The sequence below is a fragment of the Klebsiella sp. YJ genome (genome assembly GCF_002108615.1).
Classification (GTDB): domain Bacteria; phylum Pseudomonadota; class Gammaproteobacteria; order Enterobacterales; family Enterobacteriaceae; genus Klebsiella; species Klebsiella planticola.
The window spans coordinates 13,278-34,699 of sequence record NZ_MTEG01000038.1 but is presented as its reverse complement, the minus strand read 5'-3'; the positions used below and the strand labels follow the sequence as shown (position 1 = coordinate 34,699).

Below are 21,422 nucleotides of genomic sequence, written 5' to 3'. Positions count from 1 at the left end.
TCATCGCATAAGCAGTTGCTCGGTAATACCCAAAATAGCCGACACCGATATGCTGCATCAACATCTGGCAATCCCTCCTTTAGTGTTCTGAGGCAATTGCAATATCTCTGTGAACTTACACAGGAGAAAAAGGCTATGAAACTGCCACCTAGTAACCTGTTATGGTGTGTATTAATAGTGTGTCTCACACTACTGGCATTCACCTACCTGACCAGAAAATCGCTCTGCGAAATCCGGTACAGGGACACAACCAGGGAGGTGGCGGCTTTTATGGCCTACGAATCCGCTAAGTAGCCAACCCCGGCGGAGGGCAACCTCCGCCGTACAGGGGCTGAACTGTCTGGACGTGCCTGAAGCGCTTTATGAAGGGGTTACCAGTGCGCTGGTAGCCCCTTTTTCCTGACTACATTAAATAAAAAAAGCCCGCACGACGACGGGCAAAAAAACACATTCATCTTTCTACACATGGATTCAATGAATCGCAAATCAATATAGCACACTTCACTCCATGTGACACCCTGTCATCAGTCTGAAAACCGGACGGAGACACAGCTTTATCCTGACGTCTGCTCAATGGATGAGGGGGGTATCAATATATTAAATTACTGGCTAATTAAATCCATGAAACACAATCAGGAAAATCATTAATACTAATTTTCCTGTCGGATTTTATACGCCGGTATGCTGCATGTTAACTGATAAAAACTCTGGATGATTCTGAATGCTGTAAATGATTAAGGCGTTTATAACCGGTTTGGTATGCATTTCCCGTAAGCTGGAAATAGCTTCCGGTGATAATAAGGGGTTGATGATCGTTATTTTATTGGTATCCTGGTGTGCATGAATGAAATATTCGCTTATACCTTGCCAATATTTTTTTAAACAGGGGCTCACGAATGAAAACTCAAAACACACCAGCCACTCACAGCGACATTCTTTTTACCCATATCGTGAATACGCTGGTGGACCTTGCTAAACATGAAGGCACTCTAATGACGTTTGAAGGCCTTCTGCGGCACGGTATCGAGGTAGATGAAGAGATGATGGATAGCATGCTGGGGGTGAGTCAGGACTCAGCTGCTCAGTGCGTGGTTCAGCTAAGGGATTGTGGTGCCATAACGAGCCCTGCGGTATATGAAATGGTTAAACACGTTGAGCAACTGGCCATGCGTTTAGCCCCAGACTGGTGGAAGCAAATCGTGCCATGGTCGGTCCAGCCGCTGCGTTATTACAAGAAAGAGGCTATGGCAAAACGCGAACGATTTATTGTCCGTCATAGGGAACGGCAGTACCCCTTCCTCGTATACGTAACTGGTCAGGTAGAGTATCCGGAAGATGACCCGCTGTATGGCACGTACGTTACAGAAGGTACGTTCCTGGTAGGTAAAGCGAAAACCATACATGATGCCCTTGAGTGCGCAAAAGAAGCTTTTACGCGGGGTGAATGGATTGTCCAGGATGAAGAAGGGCGGGATGAGTTCATTGACCATCTGACAGGACGTGACCAGGGGCCGGTGAGTTTTTCCGAAAGGACTATAGAGATCCGCGATAAGGGTGACAGGCTGGTGTTAACAGGCAATGCCCGCACACTGGAGTGGCACCGCCATTTAACCAGTCCTGATGAGATCGAAAAGATAAAAGCACAGCAAAAAGACCTCTATCAGAAAGCAAGCTATGAGAGTGGCTGGGACAACTACGAGACTGCACGACAGCTGCGGCGGCAAGCTGAACAGTTATCTCTCGGTTTTGTTGAAGAATGCTGGCGTAACCATCCGGAAGTAATTCAGGCGGTAGAGAAGTTCGAGTATCCGGTGTTTATAGATGAGGAGATGGCTCTTTTTAATGCAGATCAGGATGCTGGTATTGACTGATGGTCAGCTGGTGGCCGACGCGAACATTATGAACCGGAATCGACCGGAACAGGTGTTGCTGGCCGGTTGGCTGTCTATGGCCACCACTTAAGATCATTTCTCCTGAATGCAAAATCTCCGGTACTGTGACATCGGCCGAGCCAAACGAAACGGACAATCAGGAAAAATATGTTGTTCGTTACTTGTGCCCGATCAAGCTAATGCTGGGTCAAAAACTCTGTGGCATATTCAACAGAGTCGAGAGAGGCACATCCCGACATGCCAAAAAACCGGCGATCATCGACACCGTTGATCCTGAAAGGGACAAGGGTTCCTGAATAGCCTATCTGGACGTTCAGTTCTTCAATCACTATGTCCCGACGCTCCAGCTGTGGCTTAGAGAAAATGCGCTCTCTGTTCACGAGTATGTCCTGAATGACGGCATCGGTTGCCTGACCAGCTGTAACCGTGGGACAGGCCTTGATATCAGCTCTGAGCGCTGCTTTCGACTCAAAATAATACAGCGCGATAAGTCCGCACAGCAGCAACACAATGCCCGCCATACCCAAACCAACACCCTTCAGGAACCTGGACATACTACATCACCAATAGCATATGGATGAGAACAAGAAAGAAGCCAGAAATTTGCCATAAACATTCTGTGTAATCCAGTCCAGAAAATGACAATAAACAGCAGCCGGCTCCCGGCAGGCTTCTGTCTTATCAGCAACCAGGAACGATGGGTTTATCATTTTCCGCTATCTGTCGCGCTGAATTCAAAATGCCTGGAGAAGGTTGAATGGTGAATTAGAGTAAAGGAAAAAAATATCCCGGAAAGGCAAAATCCAACAGTTAAGGGGATAGGGCACTACATGGCTACTGTAAAATGTTGTCTTAAACCCAAAAATAAGAGATTCGAGCATGAAGATAAATATAAAGGATGCCCCATCCAGGTCAGAAACCATAATCCGCAATATTGCTTATGCTGTAAGAGCAACGGCGATAATGACGGAATATTATCTGCGCTCATTCCCGGTCGTGTTTTTTTATGTACTGATAGGATTTGCATTAGCATTTGATTCCTCGGAGGTACCTTTGACTACCCTGCTGCAACAAGGAATGTTAACTAACATTCTGACCTGTTCGGTTTTGGGTAACCTCCTCTGGCTGGGTGTTAATTTGGCATTAAGAGGGGACTCCGTTTTCAAAAACCTGTGAGCGGCTGATCAACGCTCTCTGTGCCAAAAGTTACTTTCAGAATGACTCGTCAAAAAAGGAATAAATCATGCGCAGCAAAATTAGCAAAACCTCGATCTCACTTATTTGTCTGATGCTGGTGGCCACCTCTGCGGAAGCAGGGTATAAATCCAATCGGTCTTCCTACAAATCATCCTTCCGCCCATCGACCATTACCAAGTCGTACAACTCTTCAACCAGAAGCCAGGCAAGCCGCACGGTTAACGATACGCCAGCACCGGCTCGCACCAAACCACTGACCACCAGCCAGAAAGCGATGATTGCAGGTTATGGAGCCGCATTAACGGTCGGGGCAGTTTCCGCGTCCTCAGGGAATAAACCGTCAGAGAGCACCACCGGGAAGGTGGAGAACCAGACTGGAGGGTATGCTGTTGTCAGTAGTCGACCTCAGGCCAAGGGAGATAACGAAGCCGCTGCTGCAGGCACTACGCCAAAGAAATCAGTGAGCGGGTCGGAGCTGGTGGCTAAGAAAGGGACTATACCTGCATCAAGTCCAACATCCGAAAAATCGTCGTCTCTCCCGTCGTCTCAGAGCATTCCAGGAAGTTCTGAGCGGGGCTCTTCATCTGTAAAATTCATCCCACCTTCACAGAACCTTGTAAGTAACATCATAGAGAAAGATAAAAGTAATCATTTCGGTTTCTCGCATCTTGCGATGCTGTACTGGATAACGAGCAGCAGCAACAGCCATGCATCCTCGCTTACATCCAGCGACAAAGAGTGGATTCAGCAACAGATAGAAGAGCAGGAAAGTAGCGGTGCAAGCCGCGAGGCAGCTATCAATGAGCTCAAAGCTGCCGGGGTAGATACCTCATCGATGACGGTTGCGGATAACAGCCAACACGCGTCGACTGTCTCCTTCTCCTACGATATGCCGACAGAATTAAAGGCGGGTAAGGTCTGGACGTTCGTTGTAAATGCCACATGGAATGATAAAAAACAGGCTCCGTCATGCAAGTTGCAAGGCGCAAAATTTATATCAGACAAAGACAAGTTATACGGCATGTGGAAAGCACCTGAAACTGTCGGGCAGAAAACGCAAATGAAGTGTAAAGCGTTTGGTGTGGAAGAAATTAAAACGCTGGTGTCTTCCTGATAGTACCATCATTGCCAGCTGCTGGTGGGGATCCATGCGGTTCCCTTTATCGCACATCGTAAAGTAAGAAAAGACGGTAACTCCACATGAGTTATATGCTATACGAAACTTTTAGGATGCCCCGGTACGACGATTTCCTTAAACAGGAGCCGCAAATGTATAGCCGTTTCATGAACGATCCACTTGATGAGGAATACCTGGTTTCCCCTGGCATTGTGGGTTCCTATGCTGATGGTGAAATCCCGGCAGAAGAGATTGAGGTAAGGGAGGCGGTAATACGATTCAAAGTCACAGGCGATCAGGTGTTGTCCATGAACCTGTTCCACAGGCTGTTTCATTACCGGCGTTACAGTGAGGTTAGGGCATCATTCAACAAAAGCAGGTTAGCGCTGGTGGACGTGGTTAATCGTTCCCCATTCCACAAAGCAGCAATGCGGCGTATCTACAGTGATTTGCCAGAGCAAAGCATTGCCCGTAGGGTTCTGGTTGATTTCATTGGATAGCGTACGCTGACCGGGAGGAAGTCGTTGCACAATAACGATATGTTTATATGACAGGCATTCAGATAAATGGAGATGATTACGAAAATAGTATCATTTGTAAAATTAGATAGATTCAATGAAAAATTGGACGACGGTAAAGCCCTTATCCTCGCTGGTTCCTGTAAAGACGTGAAACCTCTGAACATAGCGAGAAACATCATCGTAAGGTCAACGCCGCTCAATGAGCAAATGGCAGGCTGGTCTGATGAAGAAAAAAATAAGATTGCACTTGCTGTATACAGCAACAGTAATTTCAGATTCGTATTGAATTGATTTAAGAGAAAGTAACTTTAATTGTCACCGACCATGCCTCATTCTCGCCGTAGTGATGCTGTTATGCATGCTAAGAGGTAAAAAAACCTGCAGTTAGTGGATGGAAGTATCAACATCAGCATACAGTGCTCTTGATAGACCGGGCTCGATAGTAAGCACGTTAATGTATATCTGTCAGGACGTCGCTGTTCATTCCGGGCCCTCCCGGATACGGCGACTCCCCCTGATATCCCGGTCGGCATTCAGCACAAAAGGTACTTTTCATCAACGGAACTCACCGAAATAGTCTCATTAATGCGCCACATAATTTCTGGTTGTTTATGAATACCCGATCACCTGAATCTTGTTGCTAAAGACCCACCAAAAGCACTGGTAACAAAAACTCGCACTAAACATAGTTCCAGACCCGAATACAATGCCGATATAAGACACTTTTTTTAGGGCGCGGGAAAGTCGCTTTGTTGCATGTTTGAAAAGGGGGCTTTGAGGAGGCTTTCGAATATTTATAATGGGAGCAAGTTCGAACTGCTGGTGGATATGACATGACATTTCTCAAATCTCTGGACTCGCCGCCGTTCATCGCAACATATCGTTGGGCGGGGTCATTCGATGGACGGTATATGCCACAGGCATATTCGCTTTTGCTGGAACTGAATCAACACACTTATCTGCCGGTGGTTAATGCCGAGTTTGATATCTGTGTCATCAGCTGCGGCAAAGAGTGGTGGTGCTTCAGGCTAGTGGATGTGAAATCTGATGAACGTCAGGAAGGAATGGTAGCCCGGACGGCATACCGGTTAAACCAGTCAATGGGGATTGCTGAGCAGATGGTTAACATGATCCGCGCCTGGCAGTCCGTTCCGTACCTTAATCCTCCTGCATCTGACTACTTTAGCTAAACAGGGCCAGCTGGTGGCCCTGTGCATATAGAACGGTGGAAAATGGATGCGAGCTATTCACGGTACTGCTTGTGGATGACCTCTGAGCGCTTACGCGAAAATAACTTTTTCAGCGCACGGAAGAACAGGGTGGTAGTCAGTAGCGTAAAATAGGTCACCCTGTGTGGTACAGATATTGGTTGTCGGTGTTTCAGTTTCAGTGAATAGACGTGACCCAGGTCGGTCAACAGCGTCTGCGGCAGCATTGTTTTACGCAGGTCATTTTCGATCCAGCCAGTCTCCTCAACACTAAACACGGGCTCAGCATCGTACGCAGTGAACTTGTTCCCGAGGTCATCACAATTACGGCACAACCACTCCGGTGCTGGGTCTACCATAAACTTACTGGAGCCCGTCAGTAACACAACATTAACAATACCCTCATCACCCCGCTTTATGGCCCGACACACTCCGGATATGTGGGTTTTGTTCTGAACAAACGGGTTTAACATCTTATGTTTCGCTTTACCGAAACCGTATACAACCGTCCATGTTTTATCATCGAGACCACCATAAATGTCACCGGTATAGTTTTTCTCTTCGATAATGAAAATACCCTTCGTGCTGATAAAGATATGGTCTATCTGCGTTGTCTGGGAGGCGTTGAGCGGTAGGGTAATGTCAGATATAAGCGTCCCTTCAAGGTCTGCTAACACCTCCTTTAATGCATTTCGTGTTCGCTGCTCGCTGAACATGTTACTGATAAGCGGCCAGATGCACAGGATGATGCATGACAGGATCAGCATGACAAACACAAGAAAAATGGTCGACAACATGGTCAGGTCCATCGCTACCTCACTGTGCTGGTGGTGTGAAGCGCACTGGATACAGCTTCTTTAAGGTTCACGTCCAGTGACAATCCTAACATGCTGCTTAACGATGCTTTTGGCGCGTTGTAGTCGCGAAAACGCGTGGTGCCGAAGACAATACTCAGGCGTTCACGCACCTCTGTGCTGGTGGCTGTATCATCGATAAGGCCAAACTGCTTCGCACGGTCCCCCAGCCAGAAACGCCCCGTGTAGAGCTGTTCTTTGTCCGCCTGTTCACGCGAAAGTAACTTTCCTTTACGCCCGGCTTCGACATCATTGATAAACTGGTCATGCATTTTGTTGAGTAACTCACTATGCAGAAAGGCCTTGGTTTCGTCATCAATCGGACGCCAGGGGTCAAGCGAGGCCTTCCAGGCTCCGGCCGTCAACGGTTCGTTAGCCACACCCAGACGGTCCATAATCCTGGACACATCCCAGTGGTCCATACGTACGCCAATACTGCCAATGATGGCGTTGGGATCCGCATAGATCGCATCAGCCGGTGAGGCTGCGTAATAACAGGCGGAGGCGCACATATTTTTAATACTGACGATGATGGGGCGGACGTCCCGGGCGGCGGCTGGCAGTTTGCCATGCCCAGAACCCACGGCTTTCAGCAACGCCTGTTTAACCGCTTCAGAGGGCGCTGGTGGCATATCCTTTTTATTCGGGGATGTTGTGGGGTCGGAGTTTTCAATTGTGAGCCCCGGTACTCCATGGAGGGAGTCGCGAAGCTCGTTTATCTCACGATAAATATTAATAGCGTCAGACGGACCACCGCCGCCAGATTCGGCCTCAATCAGGATCGCTTTTGCGTGCGGGTTATCCCATGCTTCACGTAAAGCGCGGGCAATAATGACACCGTCGCCTGTAGGCGAGCCAGTACCCATTTCACCATGGATACGGATAACCGCGATATGGTCTGCCCCTTTACCGTTTTTCTGTTTATCCTGATACATGGACCAGCCGCTAAAACCTGCAAACCCAATACCAATAATCGTCAGGGTTATTTTTGATAACACATGCGATTTATACAGACGGTAAAACTTCTTACTTTCACGCGATACCACGTCCTGAACCGAGCCAGTTTCAGGTTTCGATGGTCTTTTTTTAAACATATTCTTCCTCACATGAGTTTTTGGTAGTGCGCGAGAAGCCGGTTAATTGCAATAGCGAGCAACGCCAGGGCAAGTGGCGGAAAATACTGTGTCAGTCCATAAAATAAATTCATGTTAGGGATGACCAGATAAGCAATTATCAAAACACCGATTATCGACAGCGAACGGAACCAGAGGCGATAAAGCTGAATTGTAACATCGCCAAAAACAAATCTCTTCATTTTCCACTGGTAATAACCATCCAGTGCCAGAGCTATCATCAGAGGGAGGAATGTAAAAAACCATCCAGCCAGCAAATACCAGCGGTAAATCGCCTGATACACCATTAACGGGATGTTTCGGGCAGCGGTATAGCTCGGGCTCATGAATTTGTTTGCCGCGAGATTCATTCCGCGTGCCGGTTTGGTTTTATCATCCTCAGGCAAAAGAGTCTTATTCAGGTAAGCCGTAATGTTTAGTTCGACAAAAAGGTAATTAAACGTCTTTTCCGTATTACGCGTTACCTCCTGCCATCTATCCACATCCATAAGCAACTTACTGGCGTTCACCTCAGCGGTGATATCCTTATAAAGTTTGTTAGTGTCTTCCAGGTAAACGTTAAACAGAAAATAAATCAGCAGACCCAACCCTAATCCAAACCGGATCATCGTCATTCTCTGCGCCGACATATCCTTTCCAGCCATTTTACACCTCTGTCAGTCAGTTTTATTAGTGAACAGCTCTGCCCAAAGGGCTGCCAGGCGAATGTTGCTTTCTCTGTTGAGGTAATGATTTTTCCAGCCGTGAAGAATTCCCGAACACGCCAGGTCATCCGACGCGATTAACCGGGAGATGAGAGAAAAAGTTACTTTTCTGCGAACATCTTCATTTTTCCAGCGCACCTGTCCCGGGGTTGGCGTGTATACCATATCTTCTTCAACCGGCCGCAAGCGCGAGAACTGACTAAAGGGCTCTGCCCATGGCGTCCAGAGTGCGATAAGGGTATCGTCGTTGAAGCGAACGGGAAGAGTCAGCACTGAGGCGGAAAATTCATCAAGGAACGACTGAATAATGCTGCTTTTACGGTACATCGCGGGCTGGTGGCGGTTACCCAGAATGGAAAGATCTATAACACGGTTGAAAAGAGACGTGTATTCATCCTGTGGATCGCTCAGGTTGCCACTCCAGAAAAGTAACTTTTCTTTCAAACCAGATATCAAAGCATCCTCTTCGAAAATCCCCAGATCGTGCTGGTGGATGTCTGGCACCTTACCGTGTCGCTTGCGCCGCATAACCTGGTATTCAACCTGTTCAGGCATCTCAAGGAAAACGGGGAGGAAGCCTGCAATATCAATAAACTCAGGCAGCAGGTACCAGCCAAGACGCTCGGCATTGAGCTGGATAAAAGCCATGCGTTCCTGATTTTTATCAATCTGCACTTCAACCGTGTGGCTCTTCGCCATGCAGTTACTCAGCTGCTCCTTGAGCCACTCGGTAAAAGGGCCCTGGGATACAGACCAGTTGCAGGTGACCTCTGTATCATCGTGCGTAACGATAGTCACCGCATAACGGATAATAAAAAACTCCGCCAGCGTGCGGGCCAGCACGTCGAGACTATCAACCGTGTATTGGGCGTAGACCTTACAAATGTCACCAGTAAGCTTCTTCGCATAACGTGACAGTAGTTCCGGCAGGCCTTCGTCATCAACATCTATGCCATACAGTTTCAGTGTCTTGGTTGCACGTGAAATGTATTTGGGCTGGGAGGAATTCATACCGAATAACGATTCCCTTGATACCTGTTTGCATTCCATAGTTAGCCCACCTTCTGTGATTTGCTAAGTATTTCTTCTACATTGAGATTACGTCTCATTTTTAGTTTGTAGGGCGAAGTCGTTACCATATCAAAGACGGTTGTTGACCTACGCATTGATTTGCCCGGCACGGTTATAGGCATCTGGCCCACAATTTTACGCCCGTCCTGTAAGCAGGCGATGAAGTGAAGGGTTGGGATCATCGACAGTAATTCCTGTGGTATAGCATTTACCATCGTTGTCGACTTTCGCTCGGAAATGGAACCATTGAAATCTGTATGTGACTGTTTTGTACCAGCACTGGTGGTGTAAGTGACCTGGTTCATTGAGACATTAGTCTGGCCGACTTTGGTCAGAACAAGCTCCTGAGTCTTCGCGTCAGTAACACGTGTGGAAATGTAGTTGTTGCAAAGGCCCGTTAAACGGTCAGCAGTATCGGCGCTAGTGGCCGATACAAAATCAGAAATGGTCTGCGTAGAGATGAACAATGCGATCTTGGCCGCGCGTCCCTGGGCGAGAAGGTTAATCAGTTGCATATTAACTGCCTGATGAGCCTCATCAATGAATATGGAAACCCTGGGCACAGTGGACAAATCAGATGCTGTGTTATAGCGACTACCCGCCTCAGCGGCAATATCCGAAGTAATCAGCTGGGAGAGGTCCCGTGCTGTTGCCGGATCAGACAGGCCGTCCAGCGAAATGTAAAGCACGCCACCGCTGTTAAAGAGTCCATGGCTGTTAACGATGTTACGGTCAGGGTTCTCGACATCGTTCGCCGAAAGCAATATATCCATAGGGGTCTGGGACAATCGCTTGAGCATAGGCATCAGGCTGGCAGTGATTTTGTAATAGTGCGACTCATCGCCGGAGATGTATTTAAAACATTCCAGAACCGTATCCATGCCATGCATGTTTTTGGGAGAATTGTCTTCAAAGTAGTTGCAGTGGAAATATTCTTTCAGCTTTTCGATTTCGTCTGCAAAAGTAAGATTTGGAGATACCTGAACAGTTAAATGCCAGTCAGCCCCGAGATGGTAAGTATAAAAACCCCTGAGAGCGTTACGAGTGGTAACAATGAGATCCTGTTTAGAGCGTATGGCGTAGTAAATATTCTGGATAGTCGGTTTTGTACCACCCAGTTTCAGGGCACCTATCGCCGTTGTGACAAGCCCCTCTGCAATACGCACGAACGGATCTTCACCTCCTTCAGTACCTGAAATAATGCTCATAATACGGGCGGAAAGGTCTGTATCCTTAACATAGTTAGCGCTGACATCATAAGATACAGACGTTGAAGGATTGCCTGCGTGAAAATGCATAAAAGGCTTACCAAGACTTTCACATTCTTCCTTTAACCCTTCCTGCCACTGATAGTCGTTTTTAGGGTCAACAACGAGAACGATGTGTCCAAGGTGTAGCATTGAACTGGAAAGAAGGCGCTGGAGAACCGTTTTCCCGGTACCTACGTTTCCTGTAATAAGAGTATGTCCAAAGAAATTTTCTTCATTGACGAATATCGGGATTTTTTTATCAACGCCGAAAATCGCATAATTCCCGCCCAGGTCGAAGGCAAGTTTTCGATAGTGACGGGTAACGGGATTCAATATAAACGGTAACTGCACCTCATGCATATCACTGGAAAGGTTGTGCACCTGGTAGGTACGTTCAGAGTGCTCCGGTCCCCATTTGAAACCATTGCACAGAAACGTTGTACGCTGGGGGATCACAATCTTTTCTTTCTTACGAAGGAGCTGGTAAACACTTTTCTTCGATGGTGCTCCACCAGACTCCTGCAAACTGACCAGTTTCTGATATTTACGGTCATCAGCAAAAAAATGTGCATTATTAATCATTCGAAAATCTTCGAGTGATAAAAAATCCATCGTGCGATGAAATAATCGCCAGTGAGCTATGAAGACCGGTACCCCGTGCCATACCCTCCATCCTGCCATCGCTATTAACCCCAGAGAGCAATAGAAGGGTATTTCACTGATACCGTACTTACTGGTCCATGAGTCTATAAGCACGTAAGCAGAAAAAAGTATGAGTATTAGCGCTGAACGAAATTCAAGGGCAGGGCGGTAGAGCATTTCCTGCGTATGGAGATTGTTACGGCTTCTACGTTTCATGGCTTACTTCCTGATGGTTAAAAAACGAAATAAATTCTTCGTAGAAAATGTTATTACGCAGCGCACCTTGTTGAAGGTCACTCAGTCGAACCATGTAGTGACTGATAGGCCTGCCTATACCCACCTTTAATTTCGCGACAGGAAAATGCGCGAAAGCAGCACGCAGTTCAGTTAACTCCTCCTGACGAAAACCCCATGAAGCAATGTCTTCAGAGATTCTCAACCTCATGCAAAAATTGATATCAGTTACAACAATAGCAAGACGTAACTCTCTGGTCTGAATTGGCGAGTTATTCAGTCGTATTTTGTTTAACTGAATAATAATCGTATCAATATCAGAATGAAGCGTTTCGATGTTTCCGGCATCAGCATGCGCCTGAATGGGTGGAGTACTGGATTTTAACTGTTCTATGTTGTCTGCAATGACGACAGCCGGATCAGTGATAATTTGACTCTGACGGGAAAACAGCGCTTCAAAGTCGCTGTTAATGTCACCGATCCCCTCACCAGAATCTTCCTCTTGCGCTTCCTCTTCCGTTTGGTCGAAATCATCCTCCTCTGCCAGGTATTTTCCGTAAACAGAGGTACTAACATCCGGTGTATGCTCTGAAAGTGACTTTTTGACCTGTGCTAGATCAACATCAGTGCTCTCAATGGTTTGATTTATCGGGTTTATACAGCCATCACCGTACGAATATGAAGCGTAATCCGCCCAGAATTGTTCAACATCATCTTCCTGATCATCGGAAAATTCCGCTGATGGTATGTCAGTAGGTTCATGTTCAGTTCGAGTCTGTTCAGGCGTTTGCTCTTCATAACGTTCCGGAGGGAGTGGCTCAGGTTTCACCTCAGCCAGTGGCGGCGGAAAAGTGAAAGACACCCCTTCATCATCAGTCTTAACCCCACCAAATAAATCTGGAGAAAGCAAAGGCAGCATCTCAACCTCTCTAATATCAGGTTGATGACGTAACTGGACAAGAGATACTTCGTCAGTTAACTGAACATACCGTTTCCCGTCATTGCACGGAATGCTGAATTCTTCATCGAGGCTTCCTGACCGTAAAGAAAGATCAAAAAGACCGGTCTCCATTAAGCGCGGCTCTTCAAGCGGCGCTATGGAGCGAATATGAGTTTCTGATACATACAGGACCCCATCGATTAAAGCCAGTTCATTAGCATTAATGGCATTATTTTTGAACTGATGCAGGAGTCTGGAAATGTACTCATCAGGACTCACTTCACCTTTTTTACGGCGGGTTTTAACAGGTTTTTTAGAATCAGGTTCTTGTGTCTCAGGTTCAGATGCATCTGTTCTAAGGGTTGTTTTATTAGTGTTTTCCTGAACCTGCTGATTCTCACCGGAAGTCGTCTCATCATTTTCAGAATCAGCAGTATTATCTGTATCTGAAACTGTACTGTTACTTTCCGCTGCAGGTTGTGTATCAGCCGTTGAGACTGCAGCGTTATCAGTGGATTGAGTTACTCCAATACGGATTGATTTTGTTCCATTAACAAGAGGGCGTACGTAAAGTGTGTCATTCCCTTTGCGGTCGACAAAAACATAGTCATTAGTCTCATTAATACTGAAAATACCCGGCGTACTTTCGGGCAGAATATCGTATTTAAACAGAAAGCCAACCCATTTGATTTTTAACAGAGAGAACCAGCTCAGACCTTTGATACCCTCATCAAACATTCGTTGTATGTCAGTTTCCGTAAAATCCCCACGATGGAAAAAGTGTGCAACCCGTTGTTCGCCGTAAGGCTCTATATAGCCCCCGCTTAACAGAAGGTCGGTTAACGCTTTGCGGCCAATATCCCCATCCGGGAAGTTAATCCCAAGATGTTTAAACTGATTCAGTATGAAATCAAGAGCCGCATGTTCGTTGATGTAAACAGAGCCACCGATAATCATAATATGTACCGGAGGCGGTGAGTTTCTGTCATGTCGTACTGACGATGAGTCGAAACCATTAATATTAAGAGTACTGATGTTGTCTTTCAGAATCGCGATGGCTCGTGCAGCAGTATCAGAAGCCCGAATACCGGATTGTTTATCATACCGGTAGGTGGTATCGGTGCCGGTGGAATGCCAGTCGGCCGTTCTCATGCAACGAGAAATAAAATCATCACTGGTTGTATAATTACCTAAAGCCGACAGCATTTTATCGTACAACCGTTCTTTGACCACGTCGCTCAAATAATTAAGGCACGTATCGTTTAAGCAGCGTTCCAGGAATACAGGTGCCCGCACGGAATGCTCGTTAGCCTGCCTTTTACGCCAGATAACTTCATAGGAAAAAATACGGTTGGACTTTGCCCAGTCCATCAGGCTGGACGAGAGCGGACGCCAGGTGCTTTTAACGCCCGGGGTGGACGAAATAACGTCGACATCAAATATCTTCCCTGCGTCATGTAAAAGCCCACAAATAAAGGCTGCATAAAGATAACGACGTTTTCGGATCTGTTCTTCATCCTGCAGACCAATAGGGAGTAATTCAGTACTGTACGCAAATTTTAAAGCGAGGAAAGCAGTTTCTAAACTGTGCGTTAACAGGCCCCCTGTACCGGCATGGTGATGGTTTTCAGACGCAGGTAAAAGATGTATCCAGCGTGTATATTCCATCAATGGCTTAATGACCAGATTAGTGAAAGTATAGGCGTCCTCACTCAGGTCTGAATTTGGCAAACCGATATACATATTAATTTCCTGTAACCGGTTAGCATGTACAGATAGAATCTCGCGCTCTGAAAAGAGAGTTATACCCGCAGGCTTACTTGGATAATCAAGATAGCTTTGCACATCCTTGTTAGGCGTGTGCGGGATATCGTACTCATCATCTGTATCAAAAATAATATCGTGGTCAGGCCCTCCGAAGAGGGCGACCCTAATTTTCAAAAAAAGCCTGGATATAATACTCATATCAACCTGTGAGTTATTGTACCGAAACAGGAGTAGCAGAAGGCTGTGTTTTGTCAGATGGTTTACCGGTGCCAGCTGCTGCTTCTGGTTTTAATGTCGGCTCACTGCCAGCATCAGCAGAACTGTCACTGTGACCGGACTGAACAGGGGCTTTAGTTTCGAGACTGGCAATATAAAGTTCCACCGATTTAAACCGCTTAATGTTCTGAATGAATGGCAATGCGTCGTATTTTCCATTCACGCGGTTTTCAGCGTTCAGTATTTTAGTTATGTTGTCCATCGCAACCCGCAGTGAGCTCAGGAGTTGCAGGATAATTCGGTCATGAACCTGTTGTGATATCTGACCGTATAACCACAGCTGATGTGCCTGACGAGTCAGAACGTTGATGGTCTGGATAATATCCAGCAATTTATAGGTCATTGGGTGGTTCCAGCGAATTTCAAATTCACCATAGTCGAACCCTTCGAATGAAGAATCATCCAGAGGCAGTCGGGCGACATTTTTGTCAATCTGCTCTTTGAAGGTATTTACATTACCAGACAGTTCTTCGTAAACACCGGAGAGCCATTTCTGAACTTTAGTGCTAGTCGCCTGGTCACCTTCTACCAGGCGGAAAATATTATAAATGGCATTGGAGATGGCGTTAAACTGGCGCAGGCAGGCTCGGTTTTTTTCATGAAAGTGCGTATAGAACTCACTTGAAAGTGGCTTTAGTTTTGAAATGACCATCCCTAACGGTCGGTTATTGCCGGCGTTTCGTTGATTGCGCGGTTCAGTTTTTGGGGATGCGTTGTCAGCCATTATATTAACCTCTTCAGTTTTTCCAGTCTTTTGATGTCGGCCAGTTTTCGTTGATGGAATTCCGCGAGGAGATCACGGATTGGTTTAATTTTGTTTTCTGTTTCCTGGATCATCTCCAGTTCCCAGTCCAGAGCATTTTTAAAACAACTAACGCTGTATCCTCCGAGTTTAGGTTTAACAACCACGCCATGATGTTCAATTTTGTTTTTGAACCTGGGCGAAAAATCTTTCCATACAATTGTCAGTTTTTGCGACGATCCAACCTTTCTCAGCACAGGAGCAAAACGACCAGGTATAAACCTTCCCCCGTTTGCATACGTGGTCTGGGATATCAGTTGGTTTCGTGCCTTCCAGGCCTCCCAGTATTCATCCAGAATTTTAGAAGCCTCCGATTTCAGTAACTCGATATAGCGAACCGAGTTCTCGATAACGATTTCCTGATGTGCCGTAATTATCGGGTTCATATCAACTCCTCCAGCAACACAGACTACAGGAATCCAAACAGATTTTTCTGAACTAACAAGGGCGTTTGCATTTTTTTTTTAAATTTTTTGTGCTCATGCCGTCGGCTAAAAAAAGTAACTTTTTTGTGAGCACGTCCAACAACCTCTGCCTGTGGCCCGCACGGTGTGCGATCCATCCCCGGAAAACCACTTCACGCAAACTTGGAGATGGAAAAAGTAACTTTTTTGCGAACCAGTAATAGGTACCCTTATACATAAGTAACTATTTGCAAAAAAAGTACTAATGAAAGTGTAGGATTCCAGTCCTGCCATTAGTACCTTTCACAGGGAAAAGTACTAATGAAAATCTATCCTCATTAGTACTTTTTTGATGAAAAGGTACTAATGAAACCGAGCGGAACTGTGCAGTTTCTATAAAAAGTGCCTAATGTTATAAGTACCAGTACAAGGTAAAAGGACAGTGATTTTTTTTAATTTAGTATCTAATAATATTAGTACTTGTTTTTTTGGGTAGTATCTCTAAGATGGCTTTGATATAATAACAGCCCTTAAGTAACCGTATGTAGCGCGATTTAAAAGTACTCTGGAGAGCGTATGGACGTACAACCCAACGTACAGACTGACACGGTCATTAAGGCGTTTCTCCGCTCGGAGTTGCAGTTGATACGTAGTCAGAAAAAACTACTCAGTGTGTTGCCTCGTGATCTCGCGTCGGACTACCGCTATATACCGGAGAACCTGCTGGAGCGTTTTTTCCATCCCGCCACTGATGCGCGTCTAAATAGAATTGCCCTGTCAGAAGCCAGACCAGGTAGCCTGCTAGTTCCCCGTGTCAACGGGAAGCCTGTTTTATGGGGTGAGTTAATAAAATTAATTCTGGATGACTCTCAGTTACTGAAGTTTGAAACGTACGGCAGACCTTTTGACAGTACCGAGATGAAACCAAATGAGCCATGCGAATTATTGAGCGGGAAGCAGTATGTTTATAAGCCCGTCGACCTTGAGTTATTCAGGAAAAACATCGTCTCTATACAGATGAATTTCCTGGTCAATCTATGGAATCTGGCCAGATTTAAACCGGCTTATGTCAGGGCTTATTTGGCCCTGTCTAATGACGCTTTTCAGATGCTCCTCGATACAGAGATGTCCGCCTTTGTGGAGGTGACAAATGTGGTTCTTTTCCCCCGGTTTATAACCTATGATACCGGACGACGTGATCACAAAGTATATGCATGGGGTTACGAGATTATGGCTGATGTTCTGGAAGGTTTCATTCCAAGGGAAAATATGGAAAACTTACGGGTAGAATTTGCTCTTAAAGATTCATATGAGAAGCTAAAGTTATTTTAGCGGTTTCTGGATGCTATATGAGTTAACTGGCTTCACTCATTGATATGGTAACCTGATTACGGTTCATTCATGTTAGTGAATAACAGTATCCGAGCGTGCTTCGCTGAAAAGTAACTTTTCTGAAAACATGAAGTGGTTTTTCCTGCCGGTCGACAGAACCGGACCAGGTACACGTTAAGGAGAATGCGGATAATGGGCTTTAAAAAGAGCGAGGTAAGCCAGCTAAATAGTCTGGCAAGTGCCATAAAGTTAATAGAATTTGATGCCAATAAATATACCATAACACATTTGTATGGTCGTAAAGTTGCCGACAGCCTGGAGTACCCCAAAGGGATAAATACAAGAAAAGGGGTAGGTAAATGGCTCGGTGAAAAATCCGCCATGTTGCTGTCAAATGTCGTTGTAAACAATGCTATTCATATTTTTGGATATGACCCTCAAAATCCTACAGAATCAACCAGAGAAATGGATTTTAATGCACTTGTTGATTTGTTAATTAACACGGGCTATACGCCGGAATACTACCCGCTCAAGGTCAACAGGATTGTCGAAGTTCTCAACGGGATGTCGGAAGCTGACTATAAAGACTATTGCCTGGTATGTAAAAAGCCCTTCATACATGCGCCGGACAGGTATGATTCCTGCCCGACATGTAGCGCAAAAAAATGCAAAGTTGCTATTATGCGTTATTCTCAGTCCGTAATTCCCTTTGAATAAAAGTAATTAAGATTACATGGAAAATCAGCTTTTACACACGGCAAGCACCATCTGCCATATCGCGTTTGCATCGACGGGAATAACGACACCGTCAGATGAGCAGGGTTTTTTTCATCTTTCCGACAGCATCCATAATCGCCTGCGTGCGATTTCTCCTGACCTTCATGTCCGTTGTGCCTCTTATTTATTCCTGCCTGTCATTCATACAGAGTTAAAAACTGGCGACCTTAAAAACCATTTTCCTGCTTATATCCTGCAACTTGTTCAGGAACTTGCACCGTTAAAAAGGACTACCTGTCCATCCGGAAAAATCAGGTTTGATAAAGAGCTGGACGCCATGTTTTCAGCCAGTCCAGATGCTGTCAGCATTCGTCTGGCCGAATATCTTTCGGGCCCATCCCGTTTTCTCCGGATGATAAAAAACCCTGACCGTAAGGCGAGAGTTGAGAAAATACTCACTGCCAGAAAATGTAATCTTTCGCATCAGCTGGCACTCCTGATGCAGGCAGAAGAAACCGTGTCCAGATTTAAATCGCCGGGTAATACCTGGCGTCCCTGAACGGGGTCATGTTATATCTTCCTCATTATCTTTTACTTTCTGGTGTTGACCTTTTTAACCAACTGAAGGTCAACGTGTTCGTGTGTCAGGAATCTATTCTCCCGTTTATTTTTTAACATTCCGTAAATTCACAGGCTTAAACATTCAGCGTATAACCGTGGTGGTTTTACTGAATAGTCATGTTACAGGTAAACCCGTTACCTGGAGTTACTCATTTCTCGCTTTCCCGATGATTCATGATCCGGCGACATTGAATCCCAACATCCCTCAAGAAAAATTTCAGATTTCGTACAGAACATCTTCCTTATAGAAGAAAACGGATTTTTTTTTATGGGATGATAATGCTAACCATCGAGGGGTAGCATATGCAGAACACCAAAACTTTTATCCTGAAAGCCGCCATTAGTTCGTTGCTGGTGCTTTCCACTATGAGCCTGGCGGATACGCAGAAAGTTGAGAACACACCTTTTGTTTCGGGACAATCCCTGAAAAAAGGTTTCTTCTGGTATAACGATAAAGAACCGGTAAAAGATGAAGAAGAACAACCACAACAGCCATTAACGGGGTCGCCGTCTCAGGACAAAAAAGAAGAGCTTAAGCTCGATTCACGCTGGCTAAAAGAAAACCTGCTGAATCTTCGTTATGCGGCAATGGATAACCCGACCAACGAAAACCTGTCCCGCTATTATACTGCGCAACGTTTAATGCTGGATATAGCCACCCGTTTCTCTGACCGGACCCGGGACTATTTCCTTAATAACCCGATGATGTCAGAAAAACGACGACAGCCAACCGAAACTGTCGCGTTAAATGCACACCGTGCAGGACTTGAGGAAAATCAGCAAAAAGCACTTACCTCCATCTTTCAGAAAGGTGGATTGTTTTTCTTTTTCCAGAGTACCTGTGCGTACTGTCACGAGCAAAGCCAAATACTGAATTTCATGCAGAACTATTATCACATTGACATTATGCCGGTGAGTATAGACGGGCGACCTCTTCACAATGGTTTATTTCCCCGTTATGGACGGGCAACGATGGAGATGATCAAGCAATACGCCATCACAGAAGTTCCCACTATTTATCTCATGTCCAATGATGGTTCTCAGGCTACACGAGTCAGTACCGGTCTGGTGTCCGCTGACGAACTGAAAAATACGATTATTCTTGCGGCCAGAGGTATGAACCTTCTCGACGAAGCGACATTCCAGAACACGCTCGATATTAAGAAACAATATGCCATTGGCGACAGAGATGTTCTGACCGTGAACAAAGAGCGCTATGAACAGGATCCTTATCTGCTTCAGCACATAATGGATGAAAAACTTAGCGGGTACGACATGCCAACAACCGATCGGGTTAATACCGGTATTTCAGAAAATGAAGGGGGCTTAAGTGGCTACTGATTTTCCAAAAGTAACTTTCATGAAAAAGTTACTTTTATCGGCCATGTTCTTTGGTGTGTTCTCCATGCAGCAGGTCCATGCTGCCAACGTCATGGAGGGCATATTTAAAGGTATGGTGGCTTCAACAGATCCCGCTTCCGTAAGAACGGCATCACGTGTCGGAGCTGTTGGGGGGAGTTTCTCATACCGCCAGCCTCAGGTGAATACCAACCTCGTCAATGTCAGTTTCCCGAAAGCCAGCGTCGGGTGTAACGGCATCGATATTTTCCTCGGCAGTTTCAGCATGATCAATGGTGATCAGCTTGTGCAGATTGGACGCGGTATTGCGCAGGGGTCAGCGGTATATGCTTTTAACACGGCAGTATCGGCAATCTGTGCCGATTGCGCAGCGATCATTGCCAACATTCAGGACAAGCTCGCAGCACTGAACAAATTTGCCAAAGACAGCTGTAACGCAACCTATGAGTTTTTGCAAAACGGGCTGGGTACACCTCAGGAGTTTACTGAGAAAATAGGGCTCGGCGGCGGCGCTGTTGACTCCATGGTATCAGGTATATTCCCGGATTTTGGTAGCACCATGAGTCAGCCTGCCAGTGAAGTCAACAAAAAGAACTATGCAAAAGATCCTGATGCCTTTAAAGAGAAATATGCAGGGAATATTGTTTACCAGGGATTCATGAGCATTGATAACGGCAATATGAATGTGGGGGGCGTGACTGAATTAACAGGTTACAAACTGGCCGAACAAATTATGTCGCTTACAGGAACACTTATCGTCAGCTGGGATAGTAATGGAGAAAATTCAGCGATAACACCGATCCCACCTACGATGAAAGCCGCTGATTTCATAAAGGGGACAGGGTCCGGCAACGTTAAATTAAATGTTTGTAACCCAACACCTGATTTACGCAGTAACAGGAAAGCACAGTGTCTTGAAATGCGTCAGGACTCTATACAATTTAAAGGTCTTTCTGAAACCATTATTGAAACATTACTCGAAATTCAGCGGGCTGTCAGGAATGACACTGAGTTGACGCAAGACCAACGTAAACTTATCAGTATGTTAGGTGTTAATAACATCATTCCGACTCTTCAGACCTTGTCAGCTGCTGAGGGGGTTCAATACATCAATGATATCAGTACGATCGCGGCCAAAAACTTCACAATAGAGTTGCTGAGTAGTGTGCAGAATAAAATGACGAATATGACTTTGCCTTCAGAGGCAATGGCATCGTTTAAGGACCAACTAGAAAAAATAAACCAAACCTTCAGAAACCAGATCCGCAGCGCTTCAGAGGTTCAGTCCATACAGAACACTGAGGAAAAAACGGTCCTGGCTTACTGGGATATGGCATACGTTAAAAAACGGACCTATAGCGATAGCGGGAATGGTGGCTGA

Annotated in this window: 20 protein-coding genes; 11 read left to right on the top strand and 9 right to left on the bottom strand. The window is 45.8% G+C overall.

The genetic code is table 11. The features are described 5' to 3' along the window. Positions 1 to 135 precede the first annotated feature (135 nt). Entirely contained in the window at positions 136 to 294 is a 159-nt protein-coding gene (locus tag BV390_RS31835) for a type I toxin-antitoxin system Hok/Gef family toxin (RefSeq protein ID WP_004181898.1), read from the top strand. A gap of 602 nt (positions 295 to 896) precedes the next feature. Further along, on the top strand, positions 897 to 1,871 hold the full coding sequence (locus BV390_RS31345) for a hypothetical protein (protein WP_014386572.1): 975 nt from the start codon (positions 897 to 899) through the stop codon (positions 1,869 to 1,871). Between the two features lie 197 nt (positions 1,872 to 2,068). On the opposite strand, the gene BV390_RS27250 is transcribed toward BV390_RS31345, so the two are convergent. After that, positions 2,069 to 2,446 carry a hypothetical protein gene (locus BV390_RS27250; protein WP_004181901.1) on the bottom strand — a complete coding sequence of 126 codons (378 nt, stop codon included), beginning with the start codon at positions 2,444 to 2,446 and terminating at the stop codon, positions 2,069 to 2,071. 689 nt (positions 2,447 to 3,135) lie between these two features. On the opposite strand from BV390_RS27250, the gene BV390_RS27235 reads away from it, so the two are divergent. The 4 genes from BV390_RS27235 to BV390_RS27220 all read left to right on the top strand — a co-directional run bounded on the left by BV390_RS27235 (position 3,136) and on the right by BV390_RS27220 (position 5,917). Then, positions 3,136 to 4,203: a hypothetical protein gene (locus BV390_RS27235; protein ID WP_004181903.1), complete on the top strand. Its 1,068-nt coding sequence runs from the start codon at positions 3,136 to 3,138 to the stop codon at positions 4,201 to 4,203. A 155-nt stretch (positions 4,204 to 4,358) separates the two neighbouring features. Next, positions 4,359 to 4,706: a hypothetical protein gene (locus BV390_RS27230; RefSeq protein WP_046654974.1), complete on the top strand. Its 348-nt coding sequence runs from the start codon at positions 4,359 to 4,361 to the stop codon at positions 4,704 to 4,706. 66 nt (positions 4,707 to 4,772) lie between these two features. Further along, the gene (locus BV390_RS27225) at positions 4,773 to 5,018 is read left to right on the top strand and encodes a hypothetical protein (RefSeq protein ID WP_046654945.1); all 246 of its coding nucleotides are present in this window, start codon (positions 4,773 to 4,775) and stop codon (positions 5,016 to 5,018) included. 620 nt (positions 5,019 to 5,638) lie between these two features. Further along, positions 5,639 to 5,917: a hypothetical protein gene (locus tag BV390_RS27220; RefSeq protein WP_065366041.1), complete on the top strand. Its 279-nt coding sequence runs from the start codon at positions 5,639 to 5,641 to the stop codon at positions 5,915 to 5,917. 53 nt (positions 5,918 to 5,970) lie between these two features. On the opposite strand, the gene BV390_RS27215 is transcribed toward BV390_RS27220, so the two are convergent. The 8 genes from BV390_RS27215 to mobI are packed head-to-tail and all read right to left on the bottom strand — an operon-like array spanning position 5,971 to position 15,994. After that, a complete protein-coding gene (locus tag BV390_RS27215) occupies positions 5,971 to 6,744 on the bottom strand; it encodes a nuclease-related domain-containing protein (RefSeq protein WP_004181907.1) in 774 nt (257 codons plus the stop codon). Positions 6,745 to 6,746: 2 nt separating this feature from the next. Further along, positions 6,747 to 7,883, bottom strand: coding sequence for a S49 family peptidase (locus BV390_RS27210; RefSeq protein WP_004181908.1), 1,137 nt, complete (start codon positions 7,881 to 7,883; stop codon positions 6,747 to 6,749). Between the two features lie 8 nt (positions 7,884 to 7,891). After that, positions 7,892 to 8,566 (bottom strand): IncC plasmid conjugative DNA transfer DtrJ family protein, encoded by a 675-nt coding sequence (locus BV390_RS27205; RefSeq protein WP_046654947.1) that lies wholly within the window; start codon positions 8,564 to 8,566, stop codon positions 7,892 to 7,894. Between the two features lie 12 nt (positions 8,567 to 8,578). Beyond that, positions 8,579 to 9,676: a hypothetical protein gene (locus BV390_RS27200; protein ID WP_004181912.1), complete on the bottom strand. Its 1,098-nt coding sequence runs from the start codon at positions 9,674 to 9,676 to the stop codon at positions 8,579 to 8,581. Positions 9,677 to 9,678: 2 nt separating this feature from the next. Next, entirely contained in the window at positions 9,679 to 11,805 is a 2,127-nt protein-coding gene (gene traD / locus BV390_RS27195; protein WP_004181913.1) for a conjugative transfer system coupling protein TraD, read from the bottom strand. Further along, entirely contained in the window at positions 11,795 to 14,728 is a 2,934-nt protein-coding gene (mobH, locus tag BV390_RS27190) for a MobH family relaxase (RefSeq protein ID WP_085397557.1), read from the bottom strand. The genes traD and mobH overlap by 11 nt, the downstream gene beginning before the upstream one ends. Before the next feature lie 13 nt (positions 14,729 to 14,741). Next, a complete protein-coding gene (locus BV390_RS27185) occupies positions 14,742 to 15,530 on the bottom strand; it encodes a hypothetical protein (protein ID WP_004181915.1) in 789 nt (262 codons plus the stop codon). Continuing rightward, complete coding sequence (gene mobI / locus BV390_RS27180; protein ID WP_004181916.1) at positions 15,530 to 15,994, bottom strand: conjugative transfer protein MobI(A/C); 465 nt, start codon at positions 15,992 to 15,994, stop codon at positions 15,530 to 15,532. The genes BV390_RS27185 and mobI overlap by 1 nt, the downstream gene beginning before the upstream one ends. Before the next feature lie 594 nt (positions 15,995 to 16,588). Here mobI and BV390_RS31340 point away from each other — a divergent pair. The 5 genes from BV390_RS31340 (at position 16,589) to BV390_RS27150 (ending at position 21,422) form a co-directional block, all read left to right on the top strand. Then, entirely contained in the window at positions 16,589 to 17,344 is a 756-nt protein-coding gene (locus BV390_RS31340) for a hypothetical protein (RefSeq protein ID WP_004181917.1), read from the top strand. 192 nt (positions 17,345 to 17,536) lie between these two features. Further along, positions 17,537 to 18,061: a hypothetical protein gene (locus BV390_RS27165; RefSeq protein WP_004181918.1), complete on the top strand. Its 525-nt coding sequence runs from the start codon at positions 17,537 to 17,539 to the stop codon at positions 18,059 to 18,061. A gap of 16 nt (positions 18,062 to 18,077) precedes the next feature. Continuing rightward, complete coding sequence (locus BV390_RS27160; protein WP_004026315.1) at positions 18,078 to 18,620, top strand: hypothetical protein; 543 nt, start codon at positions 18,078 to 18,080, stop codon at positions 18,618 to 18,620. A gap of 365 nt (positions 18,621 to 18,985) precedes the next feature. Next, positions 18,986 to 20,023, top strand: coding sequence for a conjugal transfer protein TraF (gene traF, locus BV390_RS27155; RefSeq protein WP_004026314.1), 1,038 nt, complete (start codon positions 18,986 to 18,988; stop codon positions 20,021 to 20,023). Beyond that, complete coding sequence (locus BV390_RS27150; RefSeq protein ID WP_184886866.1) at positions 20,013 to 21,422, top strand: conjugal transfer protein TraH; 1,410 nt, start codon at positions 20,013 to 20,015, stop codon at positions 21,420 to 21,422. The genes traF and BV390_RS27150 overlap by 11 nt, the downstream gene beginning before the upstream one ends.

Coding starts and splice junctions, on each gene's coding strand:
- BV390_RS31835 (WP_004181898.1), top strand. CDS start 136: ATGAAACTGCCACCTAGTAACCTGTTATGGTGTGTATTAATAGTGTGT.
- BV390_RS31345 (WP_014386572.1), top strand. CDS start 897: ATGAAAACTCAAAACACACCAGCCACTCACAGCGACATTCTTTTTACC.
- BV390_RS27250 (WP_004181901.1), bottom strand. CDS start 2,446: ATGTCCAGGTTCCTGAAGGGTGTTGGTTTGGGTATGGCGGGCATTGTG.
- BV390_RS27235 (WP_004181903.1), top strand. CDS start 3,136: ATGCGCAGCAAAATTAGCAAAACCTCGATCTCACTTATTTGTCTGATG.
- BV390_RS27230 (WP_046654974.1), top strand. CDS start 4,359: ATGTATAGCCGTTTCATGAACGATCCACTTGATGAGGAATACCTGGTT.
- BV390_RS27225 (WP_046654945.1), top strand. CDS start 4,773: ATGGAGATGATTACGAAAATAGTATCATTTGTAAAATTAGATAGATTC.
- BV390_RS27220 (WP_065366041.1), top strand. CDS start 5,639: ATGCCACAGGCATATTCGCTTTTGCTGGAACTGAATCAACACACTTAT.
- BV390_RS27215 (WP_004181907.1), bottom strand. CDS start 6,744: ATGGACCTGACCATGTTGTCGACCATTTTTCTTGTGTTTGTCATGCTG.
- BV390_RS27210 (WP_004181908.1), bottom strand. CDS start 7,883: ATGTTTAAAAAAAGACCATCGAAACCTGAAACTGGCTCGGTTCAGGAC.
- BV390_RS27205 (WP_046654947.1), bottom strand. CDS start 8,566: ATGGCTGGAAAGGATATGTCGGCGCAGAGAATGACGATGATCCGGTTT.
- BV390_RS27200 (WP_004181912.1), bottom strand. CDS start 9,676: ATGGAATGCAAACAGGTATCAAGGGAATCGTTATTCGGTATGAATTCC.
- traD (WP_004181913.1), bottom strand. CDS start 11,805: ATGAAACGTAGAAGCCGTAACAATCTCCATACGCAGGAAATGCTCTAC.
- mobH (WP_085397557.1), bottom strand. CDS start 14,728: ATGAGTATTATATCCAGGCTTTTTTTGAAAATTAGGGTCGCCCTCTTC.
- BV390_RS27185 (WP_004181915.1), bottom strand. CDS start 15,530: ATGGCTGACAACGCATCCCCAAAAACTGAACCGCGCAATCAACGAAAC.
- mobI (WP_004181916.1), bottom strand. CDS start 15,994: ATGAACCCGATAATTACGGCACATCAGGAAATCGTTATCGAGAACTCG.
- BV390_RS31340 (WP_004181917.1), top strand. CDS start 16,589: ATGGACGTACAACCCAACGTACAGACTGACACGGTCATTAAGGCGTTT.
- BV390_RS27165 (WP_004181918.1), top strand. CDS start 17,537: ATGGGCTTTAAAAAGAGCGAGGTAAGCCAGCTAAATAGTCTGGCAAGT.
- BV390_RS27160 (WP_004026315.1), top strand. CDS start 18,078: ATGGAAAATCAGCTTTTACACACGGCAAGCACCATCTGCCATATCGCG.
- traF (WP_004026314.1), top strand. CDS start 18,986: ATGCAGAACACCAAAACTTTTATCCTGAAAGCCGCCATTAGTTCGTTG.